19 protein-coding genes and 2 pseudogenes are annotated in these 22,481 nt (G+C 39.3%); 3 read left to right on the top strand and 18 right to left on the bottom strand.

Translation table 11 applies throughout. The features are described 5' to 3' along the window. Window positions 1–69: 69 nt before the first annotated feature. The 6 genes and pseudogenes from RCG24_RS04950 to RCG24_RS04925 all read right to left on the bottom strand — a co-directional run bounded on the left by RCG24_RS04950 (window position 70) and on the right by RCG24_RS04925 (window position 6,936). Window positions 70–1,449, bottom strand: a complete 1,380-nt coding sequence (locus RCG24_RS04950) for a L,D-transpeptidase family protein (RefSeq protein ID WP_308078460.1) — start codon at window positions 1,447–1,449, stop codon at window positions 70–72. Between the two features lie 194 nt (window positions 1,450–1,643). Continuing rightward, complete coding sequence (locus tag RCG24_RS04945; RefSeq protein WP_308078459.1) at window positions 1,644–2,831, bottom strand: MFS transporter; 1,188 nt, start codon at window positions 2,829–2,831, stop codon at window positions 1,644–1,646. Window positions 2,832–2,897: 66 nt separating this feature from the next. Then, window positions 2,898–3,785: a LysR family transcriptional regulator gene (locus tag RCG24_RS04940; RefSeq protein ID WP_308078458.1), complete on the bottom strand. Its 888-nt coding sequence runs from the start codon at window positions 3,783–3,785 to the stop codon at window positions 2,898–2,900. A 283-nt stretch (window positions 3,786–4,068) separates the two neighbouring features. Further along, window positions 4,069–5,034 (bottom strand): alpha/beta hydrolase, encoded by a 966-nt coding sequence (locus tag RCG24_RS04935; protein ID WP_308078457.1) that lies wholly within the window; start codon window positions 5,032–5,034, stop codon window positions 4,069–4,071. Between the two features lie 102 nt (window positions 5,035–5,136). Further along, a pseudogene (locus RCG24_RS04930) lies at window positions 5,137–5,253 on the bottom strand (SDR family oxidoreductase); the annotation flags it as partial. A gap of 57 nt (window positions 5,254–5,310) precedes the next feature. Next, complete coding sequence (locus RCG24_RS04925; RefSeq protein ID WP_308078456.1) at window positions 5,311–6,936, bottom strand: flavin-containing monooxygenase; 1,626 nt, start codon at window positions 6,934–6,936, stop codon at window positions 5,311–5,313. Between the two features lie 164 nt (window positions 6,937–7,100). On the opposite strand from RCG24_RS04925, the gene RCG24_RS04920 reads away from it, so the two are divergent. After that, complete coding sequence (locus RCG24_RS04920; protein WP_308078455.1) at window positions 7,101–7,793, top strand: response regulator transcription factor; 693 nt, start codon at window positions 7,101–7,103, stop codon at window positions 7,791–7,793. A gap of 122 nt (window positions 7,794–7,915) precedes the next feature. Here RCG24_RS04920 and RCG24_RS04915 read toward each other — a convergent pair whose 3' ends face one another. The 3 genes from RCG24_RS04915 to RCG24_RS04905 all read right to left on the bottom strand — a co-directional run bounded on the left by RCG24_RS04915 (window position 7,916) and on the right by RCG24_RS04905 (window position 10,008). Further along, a complete protein-coding gene (locus RCG24_RS04915) occupies window positions 7,916–8,422 on the bottom strand; it encodes a hypothetical protein (RefSeq protein WP_308078454.1) in 507 nt (168 codons plus the stop codon). A 215-nt stretch (window positions 8,423–8,637) separates the two neighbouring features. After that, the gene (locus tag RCG24_RS04910) at window positions 8,638–9,411 is read right to left on the bottom strand and encodes an NAD-dependent protein deacylase (RefSeq protein WP_308078453.1); all 774 of its coding nucleotides are present in this window, start codon (window positions 9,409–9,411) and stop codon (window positions 8,638–8,640) included. Between the two features lie 54 nt (window positions 9,412–9,465). Beyond that, entirely contained in the window at window positions 9,466–10,008 is a 543-nt protein-coding gene (locus tag RCG24_RS04905) for an HD domain-containing protein (protein WP_308078452.1), read from the bottom strand. A gap of 365 nt (window positions 10,009–10,373) precedes the next feature. Between RCG24_RS04905 and RCG24_RS04900 the strand changes: the two genes are divergently transcribed. Beyond that, a complete protein-coding gene (locus RCG24_RS04900) occupies window positions 10,374–10,628 on the top strand; it encodes a DUF2533 family protein (protein ID WP_308078451.1) in 255 nt (84 codons plus the stop codon). Between the two features lie 209 nt (window positions 10,629–10,837). On the opposite strand, the gene RCG24_RS04895 is transcribed toward RCG24_RS04900, so the two are convergent. The 6 genes from RCG24_RS04895 to RCG24_RS04870 all read right to left on the bottom strand — a co-directional run bounded on the left by RCG24_RS04895 (window position 10,838) and on the right by RCG24_RS04870 (window position 18,079). Beyond that, entirely contained in the window at window positions 10,838–12,184 is a 1,347-nt protein-coding gene (locus RCG24_RS04895) for a purine-cytosine permease family protein (protein ID WP_308078450.1), read from the bottom strand. A gap of 119 nt (window positions 12,185–12,303) precedes the next feature. Next, a complete protein-coding gene (locus RCG24_RS04890) occupies window positions 12,304–12,633 on the bottom strand; it encodes a cupin domain-containing protein (protein ID WP_308078449.1) in 330 nt (109 codons plus the stop codon). A gap of 1 nt (window position 12,634) precedes the next feature. Further along, entirely contained in the window at window positions 12,635–14,383 is a 1,749-nt protein-coding gene (locus RCG24_RS04885) for a hydantoinase B/oxoprolinase family protein (RefSeq protein ID WP_308078448.1), read from the bottom strand. Between the two features lies 1 nt (window position 14,384). Continuing rightward, on the bottom strand, window positions 14,385–16,427 hold the full coding sequence (locus RCG24_RS04880) for a hydantoinase/oxoprolinase family protein (RefSeq protein ID WP_308078447.1): 2,043 nt from the start codon (window positions 16,425–16,427) through the stop codon (window positions 14,385–14,387). Window positions 16,428–16,472: 45 nt separating this feature from the next. Then, window positions 16,473–17,018, bottom strand: a complete 546-nt coding sequence (locus tag RCG24_RS04875) for a helix-turn-helix domain-containing protein (RefSeq protein WP_308079115.1) — start codon at window positions 17,016–17,018, stop codon at window positions 16,473–16,475. 485 nt (window positions 17,019–17,503) lie between these two features. Continuing rightward, a complete protein-coding gene (locus RCG24_RS04870; RefSeq protein ID WP_308078446.1) occupies window positions 17,504–18,079 on the bottom strand; it encodes a hypothetical protein in 576 nt (191 codons plus the stop codon). Between the two features lie 323 nt (window positions 18,080–18,402). Between RCG24_RS04870 and RCG24_RS04865 the strand changes: the two genes are divergently transcribed. After that, the gene (locus RCG24_RS04865; protein WP_308078445.1) at window positions 18,403–19,395 is read left to right on the top strand and encodes an HD-GYP domain-containing protein; all 993 of its coding nucleotides are present in this window, start codon (window positions 18,403–18,405) and stop codon (window positions 19,393–19,395) included. A gap of 49 nt (window positions 19,396–19,444) precedes the next feature. Here RCG24_RS04865 and RCG24_RS04860 read toward each other — a convergent pair whose 3' ends face one another. The 3 genes and pseudogenes from RCG24_RS04860 to RCG24_RS04850 form a co-directional block, all read right to left on the bottom strand. Continuing rightward, entirely contained in the window at window positions 19,445–20,602 is a 1,158-nt protein-coding gene (locus tag RCG24_RS04860; protein WP_308078444.1) for a DUF4317 domain-containing protein, read from the bottom strand. Window positions 20,603–20,694: 92 nt separating this feature from the next. After that, window positions 20,695–21,258, bottom strand: a complete 564-nt coding sequence (locus tag RCG24_RS04855) for a TetR/AcrR family transcriptional regulator (protein ID WP_308078443.1) — start codon at window positions 21,256–21,258, stop codon at window positions 20,695–20,697. 34 nt (window positions 21,259–21,292) lie between these two features. Further along, window positions 21,293–22,472: pseudogene (locus RCG24_RS04850) on the bottom strand (acetyl-CoA C-acyltransferase). Window positions 22,473–22,481: the final 9 nt, after the last annotated feature.

The raw sequence follows: 22,481 nt of genomic DNA, 5'->3' as shown, positions 1-22,481 counted from the left end.
AAACAGCCAAAAAAGGCAAAAATCCACCCAAAAAAGGTGGATTACAGCAAGTTATCGTAAATAATCAGTTTAATAAACAACTACCGGTTCATATTGAATCAGACTGGCATAAACCGATTCCATTACATTTAGCGGAGTATTAACACAGCCGCCCGAGCCATGTTCCAAGTAGGCATTGCTTGCCCAGTTTGAGCGCCAGCTGGCATCATGAAAGCCGACGCCGCCATTGGTAAATTGCGCCCAAAACTTTACTTTAACGGAATAATTTAAATTGCCTACTTCGCTTCCTTCAAGGATCGACGGCGATTCTTTGTACATGATATACCAGACTCCTGGTGGTGTATCTTCATGGGTATTATGCCGTCCAGTGACAACATTAGATGTTACTTGCAGCTTACCATTTTTATAAATCCAAATTCGCTGTTCCTTGATCGATACTTCAGCATACGTATCGCCGATTCCATAATTAGTGGTCGTATTATAGCCAGTGCCGCGGGTAGTCCAGCCGATTCCATAAATATGTTCCGCTTCAACCGACCTTTTCCCCTTTTCGAAGGCTTTTTTCAGCATTTCCGTTTCTTTATCGACATCAATTGCCCAGCCGAAGGTTTCTCCTTTTACCTTGATTAACGATCCCGAGTGAGTTTTAAAGGTATAATCCTTACCCAGGGTGGATTGGGATTTATTGATTTCAGCAATCTTAGCGTTAAGCTCAGTGGTGTCAATGGTATATTTCATGTTTTTGGAAACTGAAGCATTTTTAATTAGTTCGCTGGCTTTTAATGAATATACCTTATTTTGCAGTTGATAAGCGATCGTTTGCTGGAGCAGTTTTTGCAGCAGTTTCTTTTCTTGTTTGACAATCTGACTATTTTCTCTGACCGGCTGTATGTATACAGGTTTCAAATGAATTTCACTGCTGTATTTATGCCGTTGATAATCCTTTAACAGCTTGGCAACATCCCATTTTGTTCCATTTTTACTCTTTGAGACTGTCATGTTGCCCTGCTCTAAATGGGCCTCGGCATCTACCGGAGCTTTTAAGCTCTTGTTCAAAGAAAGCAGCTTTGCTTTTACTTCCTTCTTCATCGTAGTGCTACGATACTGATCCTGTTTCTTTGGAACCAGCAAATAATTTTTTTCCCTTGAAGATGGAAAAAACGTCTGCTGTTTCTTTAATATTTTTTCCACACTTGTCAGATCATTTTTGGTAAAGCCCATCTTGGAATCTTTACCATTAAATATTTTTTTCTGTCCAACATAAACTTCGTTTTTCAAGACTGTTCCTTTGAGCTTTTTCAATGCTTGTTCAGCAGTCAGCCCGCCGACCTTGGTGTCATTGATTTTAATGTTGGCATTAAACCGGGTTGCCTGATGATAGTAAAGGATGCCCGTCCCGATAATAATAATTGCAATAACACTGCTGATGATAATATTTCTTTTACGCATGACCCATACTCCAAACAATTTGTGATTAGATAAAATGAAATGTCGCCCGTCATCCTATCTGACAACTATTATACTAAAATATCATGATGAATGTTTGGTTTTCACTATTTTTTTATGAAAAACTAAGAAATAAATTTTTTTCGTATGGATCGGGGCGAGACACACCTATTATGGCGTGTCATCGTTGCAAAATCTTAACGATAGCTTTTTTCAAGTACATAACTTTTTCTCTTTCCCAGCATCAAAAAATATAAAAGCGAACAGGCCAAAACGAAGAAGGCCATGACTAAATACATTTCCCGGAAACCAATTGTTTGAATGAACATTCCTAATACAAAAGGACTAATCCCGGCCCCTCCATCAGTAAACATAAAAAACGTGGACGTTGCCAAGCCCATCCGATGTTTGGGTGAAACCTTAATGGACAATGCCTGGGCGCTTGACAAAAAGTTCCCGTACCCCAACCCGACAAAAGCGCCAGCAAGCAGCAGCACAAATCCGTTATGTGCCTGACTTAATAGAAACAGTCCAAATGCAAATAGGAAAAATGTGGTATACATCACGATATTTCCTCCCGTCTTATCAAACCATCTGCCGATCACTGGTCGCGAAACTAAAATCGCTGCCGAATAGGTAATAAAGAAGAAACTACCCGCTTCCACAAGGTTAATTTCTTGAGAATATGAAGTCAAAAAAGACAAAACACTGTAATACCCAAAGCCGATAAAGGCGCTGATAATCGAAATCGGGACGGCCGCTGGTTCGACATAATCACTGATGTTAAATTTTCTTTTATTCCCTACATCAGCAATAGGTTTTTCTACTTTAGGAACTTTTAAGATCATGACTCCTAAAAATCCTATCATGACGATGAAAGTACAAAGAATTAAATTAACTTGAAAACTGGCATGATGCACAAGATACATTCCTAGAAATGGACCTACTGCAGAGGCAAGTGTCGTACTTAAGGCATAATAGCCCGTCCCTTCACCGCGCCGTGATGTCGGGATAATACTAGCGACAATAGTTCCTGTCGATGTTGAACAGACACCAAAGGCGGCGCCATGCAAAATTCGAAGAACAATTAATAATGGCAAGTTGGAAATAAAAAAGTATAAAAACGTCGTGATTAAGAAGCAAGCAAAGCCAATATATAGCATCTTTTTCCATCCAATACGATCAATCCAACTTCCGGTAAACAGTCTTCCGAACACCGCACCAAGAATAAAAATTCCTGCCGATAATCCGGCCATACTTGTGGAAGTATGAAATTGATCAATGGCAAAGACGGTAATCGTTGAGATCAACGTATAGTAAGTAAAATAAGCGAAGAAATTTTCCAATGATACAATCACAAAATCTTTAGTCCATAACTTTTGCATAAATATTCAAGTCCTTTAAAAGAATTCCCTAAAATTACTGCTATTTCACAAAACCATGCATTGCAATTATCGATGCAGATCAACTGACAAGTTCCGTACAAAATCAATAAATTTCTTTGTAACAGGTGATAAATATTTCCCTTGTATCCAGGTTAGACAAATTTGCCTGCTGCATACCGGCTTTTTAACTCGAAGCAATTTGATTTTATTGCGGTCCAACAACTTGGAATTGGGGATGATTGAAACACCTAAATTTGCTTCCACTAATCCGGCCACCGTACCAATCTCTTCCCCCTCAAAGGCGATTAATGGTGAGAATCCTGCACGTTTACAAAGTTGATCGGTAATGCTCCGAAGTCCGGCCCCATTCTTAAAGGCGATAAACGGTTCGTTTTTTATGGTGAGTAAATTCACCTCCTCGGTTTCTGCTAACGGGTGGTGGACAGAAACAGCCAGAAATAATTCTTCCTCCCATAAAGTTTCGCGAAAAAATTCCTTGTAGTCTTCCACATGTGAAACCAGAGCAATATCCGTTTCACCTGAAAGCAATTGTTCATAGAGTTGGCCAGCTCCTGCTTCGCTCAGGTTAAATTTCACTTTGGGGAATTGACGTAAAAATAAACTTAAAATTTCCGGAATAAAACTAATCCCAAGTGAATGTAAAAACGCTAATGAAATGGTTCCATGCTCAGGATGAATCAGATCTTGAATTTCCTGTTTCCCCAGCTCCATTTCCCGGATGGCCCGCTCCACACGATAAAGGAATCGTTTTCCAAACTGATTTAAGGTAATGTTTCGGCCGTTTCTGTCAAACAGCTTGACTCCCAACTCTTCTTCCAGCTTCGAGATCGCTCTGCTCAATGCTGGTTGGGATATCGAAAGCATCTCCGCTGCCTTTGTAATATGCTCGGTGGCTGCCACCGTTTGAAAATATTGGATTTGATGCCACTCCATCGATTTACCTCGCTAAAATATTTTTGACACTTTCTTATCTTACTCCAACTCTTTTTATAACATCCAATTCATTATTTGCATGAAATTGATGCATTAAACTTATCGATTTGTGAAAAAGCGATTCTTATCATAAAGGAATCGCTTTCGTTTTTCTTTGAATGGAATTTTTAAGAGCAAAAAAATAAGCCAGCCATTAAACTGGCCAGCTATTATCGTTTTTTGGAAAGGAATTTTTCTATATATTCATTAACTGCTTGACGGCATCGATAAGCGACATAGAAGATTACTGTCCTTTTCTTACAAGTACATTACGGTTAAGTACATATTTTACCGCCCCGATATACTCGGTCAGTGCTCTTTGACTGACAGCAGCGGTTGGGACAACACCTTCAAATCCGTGAAAGCACCCCGGATACAAATGGAATTCAACGTCGACGCCGGCACGGCAAAGGCGTGTTACATAATCCAGTGTTTCATCACGGAATGGATCTAATTGTCCCACACAAGTATACGTATATGGCAGGCCTGTTAAATCAGTGGCACGAGATGGTGCCGCATACTGGGGAACCGAGTCCTTACCGTTTTCACCATTTAAATACATTGTCCATCCTTTTTCGTTTAAATCATGATTCCAAATCATATTCCCAGTTATTTCGAGGCTAGATGGTGTATTATTTCGATCATCGATCATCGGATATAATGGCATTTGGAAACATAATTCCGGGCCTTTTCGATCTCTGGCAAGCAAAGCTAATGCTGCGGTTAATCCGCCGCCAGCACTTGCCCCCGCTATCCCTATCCTTGCTGCATCAACTCCTAATTCAGACGCCTGTTCAGCAAACCATTTCAACGCAGCATAGCAATCCTCTAATCCGGCAGGATATGGATGTTCCGGCGCGAGGCGATAATCAACCGATACTACTACGCAATTGGCCTCCGTCACAAACCGTTGACATAAGACATCATCACCTTCAGGGGCGCCAAGGACATAACCACCGCCATGAATCCACAACAGACCAGGGAGGACAGCATTGTTCTCCTTTGGTTCATAGATTCGTACCCTCACTTCCGGAGCATCCTTTGGTCCAGGTACCATTCTGTTTGTAATGGTAACAGACTCGTCGACTGGTATTTCCATAGATTGTGAAATTGCTGCCATTGCCGCTCTTGTGGCCTCGACATTATCCAAATCTAGCGGCGGGAATAAATCAAGTGTCTCTACTAATTCAGGATCAATTCTATTTCTCATGATCAATTCTCCTTTGTCCATTTATTATTAAAATCTATTCTTTTCATGAAAAACTATTCCAATGATGTATGCGTTTATAATTATTTAAACGCGGTTTTTTTGTTAAGCTGTTAATCCACCATCGATTGTAACAATTGAACCATTCATATAACTGGCTTCGGGTGAAGCGAGAAAACAAACAACGTTTGCAATCTCTTCAGGTAACGCTGGTCTTCTGAGTCCGACTTATGGGGTTCACTTAATTTGATTAGAGAATTGTAGTTATTTGAAATATTGTTAATGTAAAGCTTTTATCGGCGACAATGTAAACCCATCATACCCTGCAGCTGCAACTTCATTACATTTATGTTTGTAATTGTCAAAGCCTCCTAAATAAATGAGGAAACTACGCGGTTTACCGGCAATATTTGCCCCGGTGTACCAAGAATCGGTTTTCACATAAAGCGTCATTTCCGCTACCTCACGACAATGTTTGCTCCATGCTTCTTCTGCCTCTAATGTAGGCTCAATTGTTTCCACTTCATGCTCCCGCAAAAACTGCAAACAATCGGCAATCCATTCAACATGCTGCTCGATCGCCGAAGGCATGTTTACTAGAACAGAAGGACTCTCTGGACCCGTAATCATAAAAAAGTTGGGAAAACCTTCAGTCGCTAGACCTAGATAAGTTCGTACCTTCGAACCTTCTTCCCATTTTTCCTTCAGTTTTACCCCATCCTTGCCGCGAATATCGATTTTAAATAATGGACCTGTCATCCCGTCATACCCGGTAGCAAAAACAAGGATATCCAGTTTATATTCTGATTCCTTTGTTCGAATTCCGTTTGAGGTAATTTCGACAATGGGTTCTTTCTTGACATCAACTAAAGTAACATTCTCTCTGTTATAAGTCTCATAATAATCAGTATCCAAAATGGGGCGTTTTGTACCAAAATAATAGTCTGGCAATAGCTTTTCGGCAACTTCCGGATTATGAACAATTTCCTTTATTTTTGAACGGATAAAATCAGCTGCGGTTTTATTCGCTTCTTCATTGATAAAAAGATCGTAATAGGCAGAGGTTAAAGCAAATCCTCCTTCCGCCCAAGCCTTCTCATAAACTTGCTGGCGTTTTTCCGGCGGATCTGACAGTGCTGAAACATTTCGAATCAAGAGGCCACTGCCAGTTGAGGATTCACGCATGAGTCTTTTAACCTCTTCGAAGTCTTCTTTCGTTTGTTTGATAAACTCTGGGTCGTAGCGGTAGTTTCTTGCAGGAATCGTATATTGAGGAGTTCGTTGAAAAACAGTTAAGTGGTTCGCTTCTTTCGCAATAACCGGTATTGCCTGAACGCCGCTGGAACCGGTGCCAATGACGCCAACCCGCTTCCCGGTAAAATCAACCTTTTCCTTGGGCCATTTGCCGGTATGATACCACTGGCCTTTAAAACGATTCAGGCCCTTAAAATTAGGTAGATTAGCTGCTGAAAGACATCCCACTCCCGAAATAAAATACTTTGCTGTCACATTTGTGCAATCATCTAGTTGTAAGGTCCAACGATTGTTTGCTTCATCAAAATGTGCTGCAGTGATTCGAGTATTAAACTGTATGTCCCGGCGGAGAGCAAATTTTTCGGCAACATAATTAAGATAACGGAGAATTTCATCCTGTGCCGGATATTTTGATGTCCAAGTCCATTCTTGGTAAAGCTCTTTCGAGAAGGTATAGTTATAATAAATACTTTCGATGTCGCAACGTGCTCCGGGATAACGGTTCCAATACCAAACGCCCCCTACCCCATCTCCAGCTTCATACACACGGGTGGAGAAGCCCGCTTCCCGTAAACGATAAAGCATGTATAACCCGGAAAAGCCAGCTCCTAAAACGACTGCATCAAAGCTATTCTCTTGATTTGTTGCCACTTTTACCTACCTCCCTAACTTTAAATGATCGTAATCTGCAAACTCCTTACCAATTCCTTCCTTGACTGCAAATAACATGTTGCTAGTTTAAGGATAACTCTTTTAGAAATATTTGAATATTCCGTAATTTTTGAGTATACTATCCTTAAAAAAGGGGATGTTTTATGGTCTTATATGATACCATTTTACAATCTATTCAAAGGCTAGAGTCTCCTATAAGTCATGAGGAACAGCTTGTGAAAATTTTAGAAATTTACATGGAACTCTTCCCTGTCCTGGATTCCTACTTACTAAGATACTCTCCTCTAGGCTACCTTGCAGAAGGAATCATTTTCCTTAATTCAACTGGTGGTGTACATATAGGGGAAATTCGTGATGATATTCGTTCAATCCCCATTATTTTTTCAGCGATTCGTGAAAGAAAAGCAAAATATTGCACCGGATCAGAATATCTCAAACAAATGAGTAATAAATATACAATTTCTTCAAAAAATAATTCCCTGTTAGTTGTTCCCATCTTCTATCACTCGTTTGTATTTGGCTATATATGTAGTTCAGAATTTAAACTAGGTACAATCATGGACGATCAGTTGCTATCGGCTTTTACCCTTTATGGAAAATTGGTTGGAAAGGTGATTGCCGGTAATAATGATGACGAGATACAGTTTTTAAGCCGGAGGGAATTGGAAGTAATGAAAAGAATAGCAACAGGAGAAAGTACAAAAGAAATGGCTGACCAAATGGCGATAAGTGAATTAACGATTAATCAATACGTAAAATCAGCGATTAAAAAACTTGGGGCAAAAAATCGGGCACATGCGGTTGGAGAATTATTTAGGAAAGGAATTATTTCTTAAGCGAATAATGAAAGCGCTTGATTACGATTCAAAATCCGTCTACATACCATAATTAGACGGTCTCTTTATTGGGGGGGATTGGTTAAATTTAATCGTAGGGTGGATTTTCCCGAAACCCCCTCTTATTTCTGCAGCCTCTGCTTTTTCCAATAATCATAGATAAATTCTTTAAATAATTCGTTTAATACGGCCTTTTTTTGTTTTACCAGCCATTCCACTTGGTCAATTGGCAGATTTAGTTTTAATTTAATGTCTTCATTAGGCATTTCTACCTTTCGAATTTCTTCCAATGTAATACCTTTTTTAATATTTGGAAACTCCGGGTCGTTTTCGTTGATTATCGAAAAATTTTTATATTCCTGAATATCATCAAGTTCAGTATATAAATTTAGCTGCGGCAGGCTGCCTGCTACACAGTTCACATGCATAATCGAGTTTATCATTCTGCCGTCGTCTAATTCTATTTCAACAATCAAATTGTCAAGATCTTGATACTTTTTTAATGCTACTTCCGTTATAATTAAATCGATTTGTAACGAGTTTCCCTCGCTAGATTCATAAATATAAATGGCACTGTTAAAAAAGTGGATACTCTCCCCATCTATTTTTACTGATTTAATTTCAGCCATAAACCGTTCCTCCAAACTCTGGCAACAATTCTATTAAATTATTTTAGTACAAAACTGTACAGTTTTTCAAAACTTTTTAAGGAATAACGACCAATAAGTGATAGGCCGATTTTTTTGTTTCTTGGTGAGAAACAGTTTTCCATTTTTCGTTTTAGATCTCATCGAAAAAAACGCACTTAAAAAGGGCCTAAAGCCCTTTTTAAAATTCAACCGTTCTATAGTCCAGATAATGCTTTATCAATTTTATTCAATGTTTTTCCAATTGAATCATGGATAACAAAGGCCCCAGCAGCGTTATCATAGGGAGTATCTCCTTTATTAATAATGACCAACGGGACCCCACGCCTTCTGTATTGTGGAAAGGTTGAAAAAGGAGTTACCTTTAAACTCGTACCCAATACCAATAGACAATCCGCCTGCTCGATAAGTTGGATAATTGTTTCAAACCCCTCGGCTGTAAACCACTCACCAGCATCCCCATATAAGACAACATTCGGTTTAATATAACGTTCTTGTACCCTCTTTGTTTTACAATGATCACAAATGTAAAAGTCTTGCATTTCCTCCATCCGGTTAACCATTGCTTCCGTGGAATAAACTTCCCCACAATGCAAACAGGCTGCATCCTTGATCGTTCCATGAAACTCAATCACGTTTTGACTGCCAGCTTTTTGATGGAGGCCATCTATGTTTTGGGTAATAATCTGGCGAACTTTCCCCTGCTTCTCCCATTTTGTTAATATTTCATGCCCCAGATTTGGTTTGACGTCAGGGTAATAAAGGTTTTCGATGGCAAACTGATAGAACTCTGCAGGATGGCGAAAAAAATAATTGAGCGAGAGCAAATATTCAGGTGCCATCGAATAAATACCTGTTTCTGAGCGAAAATCCTTAATACCAGACTCAGTGCTAATTCCGGCACCTGTCAGTACAACAATGTTTTGAGCATTTTTAATTAGGTCGGTACAAGTTTCTAAGTTGCTATTCATCTTAAACACCTCTAGTTTCCACTTTGATGGTTTATTGGTTATTTGCTAATAAGTTCATGATTCAAACACATTCCTGACTTCTTTCTCTAATTCTCCAATAAGGGTAAATTCATTTTTTCTGGGGTTTAGCTCCTTCACGATACTGGCATAATACCAATGCTGTTGCTCCTTTCCCTGTTTAAACCGCGCCCAGACTTGATCACCAACAAGCTTCAAATCATCATGAATAGATTGTAGGTTATGCAATTTATCAGCTGTAATGACCTGGATTTCCTCCAAATTTGCTGCCTTTAGCCTATCAATCGTATGTTGCTTTCTTTCATGCCAGGGAAGGCTCTTGTCAGGTTCTGACGCGGCACACACCAAATTGGCAATCCTCCTGCCGAAATGTTCTTCCAACTCTGTAAAAGTTGTTTTTGTATCTTCCAACGTATCATGTAAAATGCCGGCAGCAATAACGTCAACAGAACAATTTGCTTTTTGAAGAAGCATTCCTACCGCAAATGGATGTGTAATATAAGGGATTTCTGTCGCTTTCCGCTTTTGGTCCCTGTGAGCGATGGCAGCAAAATTGATCGCCTTTTGAATAACGTCCAAATTTCAACCCTCCAAAATAAAAAATCAGCGGGAATATGGAAAAACCCACTGATTGCAGTTTTTTTCATGTGCTATTGGATGGATTTTCCTCAGTTAGATTATAATCTATTTTGATCGTAACTTTCCACCAAGCGAATCCACGTGTTTGTTCACTAGACAAACTCTTCAAAAGGTCAGGAATTCTTTACTTTCGCAACTCGCTATACTTCTTAATGAATCGCTAATAAAACCCTTCATTCCGCTAATAAATGACTCAAATTCGCTAATAAAACCATTAAATTCGCTAATAAATCTATAAAACCCGCTAATATCGTATAAAAAACATGATATGATAATGATAAATTTAATGACTGCAGGAGGAAATAATGAGCGTCCATAAAGATTTAATTCGCCATGCGCAAAAGCAAAATCAAGACTATCAATCATTTTTGCAGCTGGATGAATTGCGTGAAAAGTATATTGAAGAAGCCATATCACTCTGTAAACAAGGCAAATCTTTTTCAACCGATAAGATTAATGAGGTAACGAGGAAGATGAATAGTATTCCTCTACGCATTGTTCCTGAACGAAAAATCGTGACTGCCGAGACGGTCCAGGAGTATGTAAATAGGTCAAGATAAATGAAAAGAGTACCGGGCAACTCCTTTATCTAAACAAGTAATCTTTGTTAAATTTCAAGGTCTTTGCGATTGTTCCAGCTGCTTGTCATATCCCAGTTTGTTGCGAATAATATTAAGGACCCACCCAGATTCTTAGGACGTTCCTCGTGGTAATTCAAACCGCATTCATAAAAAAAGTGATGAGGCCTATTCATCACTTTTTTCTATATCTAAACTGCATTTTCCTCTTCTGTTTGCTTTGATTCATGCTCATCTATTATTTCCGTAAACCGATCAGGTGCGACTTTTGCTTTTATCTTCATGGCAGCAAAATAGACAATTGCGGAGGCGATAATTGATTGAACGGCAGGTAATCCGATTGGATTCACATATTGGGTGTAATATCCTAATAATGTTCCTACCACTAAAGAAATGGTCGCCATCCAATTCCAACCTTTATGATCAACCCATTTTTGCTTGCGGATAAAGAAGAAATCAGCCATGATGACACCGCCGATGGCCGGATAAATTAATGCCGTCATATAAAGGAAATCCATAAAATAATCAAGGATTCCTGCCAGAGCAATAACAATTGATACCAGTGTTCCAGCTAGTGTTAGCAGCGCACGGCCCCTGTTTGAGTTGACATTTAACATATTGGCAAGTGCCAGTCCCATACTATAGTTGTTTACTAATTGGCTTGTCCATGTAGCAAGCCACAAAATCAAGAATCCCCAAACAGGAAAACCAAGATTCATCATGACATTAACAATATCAGCATCGCCAACACCAATGGACATAATCGCTCCTACATAAAATAGTGGAAAACCCACAGCAACAATCCCCAAAGGTATAAGAATATTATCTTTTACAGTAGGCTTGGCATACCGGGTATAATCAGATGCAATAACCCACTGAGAAACATTGATTCCAATTACTAGGCTAATTGCTGCAAGGAAGGTCATTTGCGGCTCCGGGTTCCAAGACATAATTTTGTCCCAGCCGGTATTTTTTAATGCATAGAAGATTCCGCCGGCTATTAATAAAAGACCAGCAGGTACCGCTAAATAATCGGTCCATTTCATGGAAGAATATCCGATGATCGAAGGTAAAGCGAACAGAAGTCCGGCAATAACCGTAACAATGGCCCACGAAACCCATTCAGTTTTATAATCAATTCCAAACATGGCAGCAATCGCATTTCCTGCTACGGCTGTTTGTAATGCCCACCAACCCATTGAAACAATAAAGATTGTGAGTCCAACAATAAATCTCGCCTGTGTTGAACCGAAGCTTGTTCTAGCAATAACGGAAGAAGAGCGACCTGTTTTTGCACCAATATATCCAGCAAGTGTATTTCCAATCCATTGAAAAACGAATAAAGCGATAATCAATATCCATAATAACTTTCCTAAACCAAAACTGGCGGTTAAAGACGCACCAACCATTAATACAGGTATTGTAAATTCCAAACCGCCAAAAATGATCGCAGGTGAGATCCAATGTTGCCGTTGATTTAATGGAACAGCCGCAAGAGCCTCATCCTTTCCTCCTTTTCTTAATGAAACATCTTCCATTCAAATTCAACTCCTTTTAATATTTTCTAATATAACTTATTGACTGATGATTACCAATATTCCGTAAATTCCCTTTAGTAAAAAAGCCTTGCCTAGCAAGGCTTTTTTTGGGGAATTAATTATCCAACTAATACCCAGATAATTTTGCAGTCTTCATTACTGTCATTATAGGCAATATGTTCCTCTCCTGCTGGAATAAAAGTAGCTTCTCCGCTTGATGCCCGATAAACTTTTCCGTTTACCTCCGTTACAATCGAGCCCTTCACGATGATGGAATATTCATTTTCCTCATGTTTGGATACTCCTTTGAGAGGAACTCTTTTTCCTGGTGGAATGGTGACGGTGCCCATCGCTAAATTTCCCGAAAGAGACGCCTGTGAAAAAACGGTTTTTAACGGTACGGTAGCGTTCACATCTTCTGGTAAACTTTCAATGTTCAAAACTTCCACTTTATTCTCCCCCCTGATGTCTTTTTGAGGTTACGCCCTCAACAGTAAACATTTCCGGGTTCACAATGACACCGTAATCGTCATGCGCCTGTTCAATCGAAATATAACCGTTTTTTACGTCCTTCGCCACTTTTTCCACAGGGCGGTTAAATGGATTGCCATAACCACCACCGGTTGCAGTAACGAGCTTTATAACATCACCGGTATTTAATGGATATCTTGGATAAATTCCGTAAGGTCCATCTACTTCTCCATTAACCTTTTCCACATAAAATTTATTTGCTGATCCGTCTTTTCCTCCATTGATCCCCCATGGAACAAATTTATGGCGGCCAAATGTGATCGAAGCCGATTGATTATCCGTCAATGCTCTATATGAGCGTACAACCCCCGCACCGCCGATATATTCGCCAGCACCAGCACCATCTGTGTGAAGACTGTACTCATCGACCAATACGCCGTATCTAGTTTCTGCTACCTCTACTGGTACGTTGTAAGTTTCACCATCGCCAATACAGAACTGTCCTCTTGCGCCATCCTGACCTTCAGCAGCCCCCCATCCTCCAACAGATGGCTCAACAATCAGGAATGGCTCTTTTGTATCAGGATGAACACCTGATAAAACAACCGAGCAGACGGATAATAAATGACCAGCTGACAAACGATGTGGTACAACAGGGGCAAGTGCCTTCCATATTAAATCGGCACCAGCTTGCATACTTTCCCAATAAATTGATACTGGAGCCGGTCGTTTAGCCGATAGTACAGACCCTTCATCGGTTATAACTTCCAAAAGACGGAATACGCCATCATTAGCATCCTGTGATGGGTTGGTAATTGCTAAGAATATCGCACGGACCGCTGATACAAGTGCAGTATAGGAACAATTAATCGGTCCTGGTACTTGTGGATGGCTTCCACGAAAGTCGGCAATAAATTTTTCATCTGTGATGGTCACTTTAACTTTTACTTTGAAAGGTCCATTTCCGAAACCATCATCATCAATAAATCCTTCTGTCTCATATGTCCCTTTCGGAAGCTTGCGAAGTTCTTGTCTGGCAAGCTCCTCACCGTGATCCAACAAGTAATCAATTGACGAAAGAACGATATCTTTCCCATGTTTGTCACATAATTCAATGACTCGTTTTTCACCCGTTCTTAAGGCAGCGACCTGCGCCCACATATCTCCCAGAGACAAATCAGGGAAACGTACATTTGCTTCAATAATGTCAACAATTGCCTGATTAATTTGTCCTTCATTAAACAGTTTTACACAAGGGAATTGCAAACCCTCCTGGAATATTTCCGTTGCATCGTTACTGTAGGATCCCGGGTCTTTACCGCCAACTTCTGTCCAATGTGCTTTATTGGCCGAAAAAGCAACCAGTTCACCTTTATAGAATATTGGCAATACAAGTCCAACGTCAGATAAATGGGAGCCCCCACCGCCATAAGAATCATTAATAATAATGATATCGCCTGGTTTTAACTTACCGTCACCAAATTTTTTCAGCGTTTGTTTCACCATATCGGACAGCATGCCAATAAATCCTGTCACACCATTCCCCTGTGTTAATAACTGGCCTTTCGCATCAGTAAGGCCGCTGGCATAGTCAAGAACTTCATAAATAATTGGGCTCATTGAAGTTTTTGCCAAGGCAATAAACATTTCATCACCGATAGCAATCAATGAATCTTTAACAATCTCCAATGTAAATGGATCAACTTTTGGTTTGACATTTTGTGTCATTTCACTCCACCCCCGTGTCAATGATAAGATTTCCATATTCATCAACAGATAACGTCTGACCAGGATAAAGGACTGTTGAAGCAGAAGTTTCTTCGACAATTGCTGGTCCAGAAACCTTACAATCCTTACCAAGCAAATGACGATGATAAACCTTTGTATCCATCCAGCCTTGTTCTTCAAAATAAACAGGGCGTGTTTCTTTTAAAGCATCTTCAGCCTTACCGCTGAACTCCAATTTCTTTATCGATGGTTTTACAACCTTCCCAAAGGCCGTTAAATGCAAGCTGACAATTTCTGTCGGGGTTCCCTCCAACTTAAATGTATAATTCTGCTCATGAAGATTGCCGAAACGCTCTACCACTCCTGAAATCGTTTCTGAAGTCCAATCTCCATTTGGAACCGGAACCTTTACGGTATGTTCTTGTCCAAGATAACGAATATCTGCAAACCTGGTGAACAATACCCTACTTTTCTCAAGACCTTCCTCCTTAAATTGCATAAGTGCCTGGGATTCAAGGGAATGCCATTCATTATTCAGTTCAGTCAAGTCCACCTGATTTAACCTTCTAATATATGTCTGGATATAATCATGGCGCAAATCGGTCATCAACATTCCCCAAGCGGAGAATACTGAAGATGCGACCGGAACAATGACTTTTTTCACACCTAAATCTTTCGCAAGTGCGGTCGCATGCATCGAACCGCCGCCACCAAAGGCAACTAACGAAAATTCACGTGGATTATGTCCTTTACGGACAGAAATAAGCTTCAAGGCATTTAACATATTAGAATTAGCGATGCGAATAATTCCCAACGCTGCATCTTCAACTGACAAATCAAAATGATCAGCAACCTTTTCTTTAATCGCAGACTTAACTTTTTCCAAGTCCACTTGGTAATCAAAATTCTCAGTGGAAAGTCGTCCTGTAACTAAGTTGGCATCAGTCGTTGTTGGTTCAGTCCCACCTTGTCCATAGGCAACTGGTCCTGGAAGTGCACCTGCTGATTGTGGTCCTACCTTTAAGGAACCAGCCCTATCTATCCAGGCGATCGAACCGCCACCATTGCCAATTTCTACAATGTCAACCACCGGCACTTTAATGGGATAGCCAGCATTTCGCTCATTTTTTTCAATAAAATAGTCAGTTGAAACCTTTACTTCTCCTTTATTGATTAGAGAACACTTCGCAGTAGTTCCACCGATGTCAAAAGCAATAATATTTTCTTCACCAATAATCTCTCCAAGTACCGCCGCACCATAAATTCCAGCGACTGGACCCGATTCTACCATATTAATCGGTGTTTGCTTAGCGCTATTAAATGTTGTCGTTCCGCCGTTTGACTGCATAATATAATTTTGGCTGTCTGTATGATTTTCCAATAGTTTTGCATGCAAACGGTCTACATAAGATGCGGCAATTGGTTTTACATAAGAGTTAAACACCGCTGTACTTGTCCGCTCATATTCCCGCCATTCTTTCGTAACTTCATGCGAAGCAGTAACCGCCACTTCTGGCCAAAGCTCATGAATCAACTCTTTTGTTTCAATTTCATGAACAGGATTTACATAGGAGTGCAAATAGGAAATCGCGATAGCTTCCACTTCTTCTTTTTGGAAATAAGCGATAACCTCTTTTACTTGCTCTTTATTCAACAGCGTGAGTACCTCACCTTTATAGTTAAGACGTTCTTCAACTTCCTGTCTTAAATAACGCTCAACAAATGGCACCGGCTTTTGATAGCGAACATTAAATAAGTCAGGACGGTTCCCACGGGCAATTTCCAGGACATCACGGAAACCTTTCGTGGTAATCAAACCGGTCTTAACTCCTTTCCTTTCCGTCAAGGCATTGATAATAACCGTTGTTCCATGAATAAATGTTTGGATAGCTGTTTGATCAATTCCACTTTTTTCAATGACATCAATGACACCCTTTTCAAAATTTGGAGGCGTTGTATGGCTCTTCGCCACGCCAATTTCTCCATTTTCATTGACATACACTAAATCAGTGAATGTTCCACCAATGTCTGTTGCTACACGCATGTATACTCCACCTTTCTATAAAGCTTGATATTTTGAAAACTTCAGTTAAAAAATAACTGGAGTCAAAACTGACAAAAGGATTGTTTCTTCATTAAAAGGATTTTCCAGTGAATGTGGACACGTGGATGGAAAATGAATTGAGTCACCTTCACGTACGACATATTCCTTACCATCAATGTAGAAAATAACATTTCCTTTCAACACAAAGTAAAATTCTTCCCCTGGATGACCGTATTTTTGCGTTTGCTTTTGATTGGGGGGAATGTTTACTAATAGCGGTTCAAGCATTCTTCCTGCAAATTCTCCATTCAATCTTGAGTAAAGAAAATCTGAACCAGTTAATTTAAATGGTTTTTGTTGATCAGCTTTTACTAAATAATCTTCCTGTGTCTTTTCTTCTTCGAAAAATTCAGTAATTTTAACATTTAAAGCATCCGCAATTTTTTTCAGGGAGGTAATCGCTAAGGAAGTCGTCCCTCTTTCTACTTGCGATAAAAAACTAATCGATAGATCCGTTTTTTCACTTAGCTCCTTTAAGGTGTAACCCCTTAATAGGCGCAGTTCCTTGATTTTTTTATAAATTTCATCCATATGAAACTCCTTTGAAGTATAGTAATAAAATTTTAGTATTACTGAAAATAATTTTAGTATTACTGTAATGAAGTAATAATAACACACTATATTACGAATTAAAAGAATATTTACAAGATTTGTTTAAATAATTTTAAAAAAAATTGTTAATTTCGTTTTTTTTCATAAAAATAGCGGTGAAGGTTGTTCACCACTGGTTAAATGGAATAGATTTCTTTGCTTTAAGCCAATTACTTATTCTTCAAAATAATCCAAACCTATAATTCCAAGGATTCATCTCCTCAGATAGGATTATTTTTCTATCATTTTTCTCATTTTTATGACATTATCAAAATAAGGGTTTAAAGGTATTAGATAAAACTATTCTTAGAGATTTAAGTATAATGACCGCTCTTTAAGGTTTGCTCTTTAAAAGAATAATCGTAGAAAGATGAAAAGAGTACCCGGCAACTCTTTTATCGGTTCGGTTGCCTGGTACTCTTTTTTTAAACATACGGTGCCCGCTCCTTTTGATCAGGCAACTGTTTATAACAACGAACTCCTCTCTGGTTCAGCAAAGTGATAATTTGCTCCAGTTGGGCAGCTGTTTGTACTACAATGAATTGTGGCTGGAAAAGGGTTCTTTTCAGCCTGAATGTTAATTTATAGGCGTTGTTCACTTTGTCATCAAGGCCGTACAATGGATGCCAGCGAATAATTTGTTCAGTCTCACAATCTTTGATTTGATGATAAAAAACCAATTTACCATTAAGGATGATTCCCTTTGGTAAAATAAATAGATTGCCGCTATGTCGAACAGAATTAATAAGAATGAAAAAAATATAGGCCAAGGTGAAAAATGATTCTCCCAGCCAATCAGTCATGACAACTAACACCAAAAGAACAGCTAGTACGCAAAGGATGACAACTGTGCCCCATTTGACAAGTCGATAGGATTTTGAACTTTTGGTCAGTGGTTCCATTGGCTTCCATTCATTTGGAATGATAATACCGGCAAACTCTTCTTCCGTTTTCGGATACAGCGCATCTTTCGAGGCAGTTGCTGCCGATGATAAAAGCAATAGATTCCGTAATAAATAATAGATTCCGATGATAAATATAATGGTAAAAATGAAATTTGCAAAGATTAGCCATCCACCCTTTCAGTAATCATTGTGCCAGTAAACAAAGGCCAATTCAAATATACCTTTTCTTTTATTATGCAATATTCCAAATAATTCGGCACGTCCTTTTCCAGGAAAATAGAAAAAAATTTAGTTAGGTATCTATTTAAATTGAAAGTAAGATATTTTTTAAAAATTCGTCATATATCGACATGATTCGATATGCTACTATAGATATAGCTTTCCTAAATTCAGGTGTTTAGCGGAAGGATGTCTAAGTAGTGAGAAAAGTTTTGGATAGAATAAAACAATTGTATAAACGAACGGTAGTTAAGACATTTTATAAATGGTTAAACCATCATACATATTTCCGTTACGGATATTTCCTCTTATTAATGCTCAGTATCCTATATTGTTTGGTTGCGGAAAATCACAGTAATACTTTTATTTTATTTGTTATTACCGTGATTTTTTTAGGAATTGGATTTTATGACCGGCCTGCATGGGTGATTTTTTTACTTACTGTTTTTACTGTTCTCTGCAGGGCTTTTCTACCAGCTGAAAATATTGATATTGGTTCCTTTTTTATTCAATTATTCACATATCTTTTAATTGTCTCCATCTCAGTTGGGTTAAGAAAAATCACTCAAAAAGTCGAGCAAAATGAAATAGAATTGACCATGGTTCTTTCGAACGCTTTGGATTCGAGAGATTCCTATACGATGCATCATTCCGAAAATGTCGCAAAGTATGCGCTTATGATCGCCAAGCAGATGAAGTTGTCAAAAGAAATGTGCACAACGATTTATATTGGCGGATTATTACACGATATTGGTAAAATCGGGATTCAAGAAACGATTTTAAACAAGCCTGGAAAATTGACAGATGAGGAGTATCAGGTTATTAAAACTCATCCGATGATTGGCTACGATATGATTAAGAATGTCGACAGGTTTCATGAAGATGGGGTTTTAGACATTGTCTTGTACCATCATGAAAGATATGATGGAAGTGGTTATCCATTGGGTTTAAGAGGTAGTGAAATTCCGTTTGTGGCGCGGATTGTTGCCGTAGCAGATGCCTTTGATGCGATGACTTCCAACCGTGTTTATCGGGATAAACTCGAATTAGATTATGCGCTTAATGAGATTCGCGAAAATATAGGAATCCAATTTGATCCGCAGATAGCCGAAACATTTTTAAGCCTTTTTGATACAAATGAAGATGGAAAATTGGAAAGACTTTTTTCTAATCAGGATGTAGTAAACCTTTAAATGAAAATGGAAGGACTTTTTCCTTTTTGGAAAAGCCCTTCCAAAAATGTTACATGCTCTTTGCTTCCAACCGGAATCCTTCGACCACGACTTCTTCATCCACTTCAAGTAACAGGCACCGTTTTCCTTCGTACGTGATGTACTTTACATATTTCATGTCCTTCGGATTGATGGTGACATCTGCCACCTTGGTGCTGATTTTGATTGTTTTCGGAATTAAGCTGCTTGCTTTAAATTCATGTTTTTCGTCTTCTACGACCGCTTTGAAGGCATGCTCGACTTTGGCTGGTTCGACATTTTCGACGCCGCTGACGGTTAAGATCCGTTCGATGTCACGCTGATCCAATGTAGGAATTTCGTCTTCTTCTTTTTCCGCACTCTCCAGCACTACTCGATCAATTTCCTCATAAACATTCGAAATGACCGTGGAGTCCACTTCATCCCCGATAACTTCCTTTAAAATAAAGTCAAAGCAGTCCTTATCTTCCTGCGCGGTGATAATGTCTTCACAATCAAGAACTTTTTCGATAAAAGTAAAATCCGGTTGGTTTACTTTTCCGGCACAATAGAGAATATGGTTCGCATCGGCGGCATTGTCGTTAAAAGCAGGAAACAGAAAGCCTGACATCGGAGAGTCCAAATTGATAATCGGATCCACACCTTGAGATGGTTTAAATTCTTTTTCAATATAGTCAAACAGCAGAGCTTTTTTTGGCTGATCCGTTTTATTCAGACTGCAAAGGATAAACGAATTGGCATAAACCTCATCATCCCCGCCCTCTTCTGATTCTAAATTCCTTTTCTTAGTTGGCTTGCGGTATTCTCCGCGGATAAATGTCACTACCGTATCAAATTCGTAGGCAGCGTAGGCAAACATTTTTCCAACGATCTCCAGCATGTCATCCTGCCAATCTTCAGATTCCGCCTGCATTCCTTCGAAAAGAATCGTTTGGGTACTGTAATCTACATCCCGCTTGAATTTTAACTCAAACAGTTTGGCATCAAGATGGCCGGTCAAAATCTTTTTAAAGTTAGCTAAAAATAATTCCTGCGTTTCCTGCTCCAACATTTGAAACGGCCGACAGACTTGATGGTAAATCTCACCAGATTCCTTTTTTACATATACATTGAAGATTTCGCGAATATTCATCCGGTAATTGTCTAATTTAAATTGTTTGCGGATATTTGCAATGTCTTTTTTATTCAAACTGTCTCAACTCCCATTCTTGATTATACTGTTTAGACAGGAAAATCTCTATTTCTAATTTTTATATTTTCTTGAATGGGAGAATGAGAAAACTATTTGGTTAATCCGTTCAAAATTAATTCCATATAAAGATTTACGATCTCGTCTTCCGACATTTCACCATCGGGATTATACCAACTATATGAGCGGTTTACCATACCAAGGATAGCGAAAGTCACGATGTCACTTCTTAAATCGTTTCTAAATTCTCCTTCTCTAATACCTTCATCAATGACCTTTTGGAAATTAAGTCGAAATTCGCGCCTTTTTGAATTCACATTATCTATATGGTCTTTTTCCAAATGGCGGATCTCCCGATTAAAAACTCTCGCACTCTTGCCTGATGTTTTGATTTCACTTATTATTATATAAACCAATTTATATAACTTTTCTTTGTTGTTTAAATTTTTATCGCTAATCATTTCTTCCTGTTGATGGAGTAAGTTTTCAATAAAACTTAAATGGATATCTCGTAACAACTCTTGTTTACTCTCAAAATAGTAATAAAATGTCCCTTTTGTCACACCAATATTATCCACAATATCCTGAATCGATGTCTTACTGAATCCCTTACTATCAAACAGGTCGATACTTTCTTTCATGATTTTATCCTTCATTAGTCGTATCCTTTCAATCACTCAATGGTGTCATCTATGAATCTAATTCTCTTTCAATAACCGTGGCGATTCCCTGCCCACCACCGATACAAGCCGTAATCAAGGCGTACCTGGAGTCAGAGCGTTTCAGTTCATATACAGCTTTTGTTATTAAAATGGCCCCGGTTGCACCTAGCGGGTGACCATGGGCAATCGCCCCGCCATTCACATTCAGTTTCTCCGGATCTATTTGTAATTCACGATCACAGGCGATAACTTGAGCGGCAAAGGCTTCATTTAGTTCAATAAGATCCATCTGCTCTAAGGAAAGATCCAATTTTTCCAATACCTTCTTCGTAGCAGGTACCGGCCCAATTCCCATAATATTCGGGTCAACCCCTGCAACTGCTGTCCCCCGAATAACGGCCATTGGCTTGATACCAAGCTCTTCGGCTTTTTCTCTGGCCATAATGACTAAAGCAGAGGCGGCATCATTCAGTCCGGAACTGCTGCCGGCCGTAACGGTACCATCTTTTAAAAATGCAGGAGATAATTTGGCCAACCCTTCTAATGTAGAGTTTGGACGAGGATGTTCATCTTTCTTAAAAATAATCGGTTCACCCTTTCGCACAGGTATTTTGATTGGAACAATTTGTTCATCAAAACGCCCCTCTTCCATTGCTCGCGCCATTTTTTGTTGACTTCTTAGCGAGAATTCATTCTTGTTCTGCTCGTGTAATATTATATTTTTTTGCCAAATTCTCCGCTGTAATCCCCATTGGCGGATTACCAATTTCCTCCGGTGCTAAAAGCGAACCGCGGAACTTTGGCGGCATTGGGCTAAAGGGAAGTTCCGGCCGCTCCAACAAGTAAGGAGCGCGACTCATGCTCTCAATGCCACCAGCAATATAAATATCACCGGCCCCAGATTGAATTGCTTGGGCAGCTAAAGCAACGGCATTAATTCCTGATCCGCACTGGCGATCAACCGTAAGACCCGGGATATTTATAGATAGGCCTGTTTGTAAAGCGGTTAATCTGGCAATATTCCCACCACCGCTTAATACATTACCTAAAATGACATCATCAATGAGTGCCGGATCAAGATTCACTCGATTGACCGCTTCTTTGATAACCTCAGCTCCATATAAATGGGCAGGAACTCTTGCCAAAGTTCCCCCTTGCCTTGCAATAGCCGATCTAACTGCCGATACGATTACAGCATCCCTTTTCATGGACTATAC

Source organism: Neobacillus sp. OS1-32, assembly GCF_030915425.1.
Classification (GTDB): Bacteria; Bacillota; Bacilli; order Bacillales; family Cytobacillaceae; genus Neobacillus; species Neobacillus paridis.
Note: the sequence above shows the minus strand (reverse complement) of the source record. Positions and strands in the feature narration are given on the sequence as shown.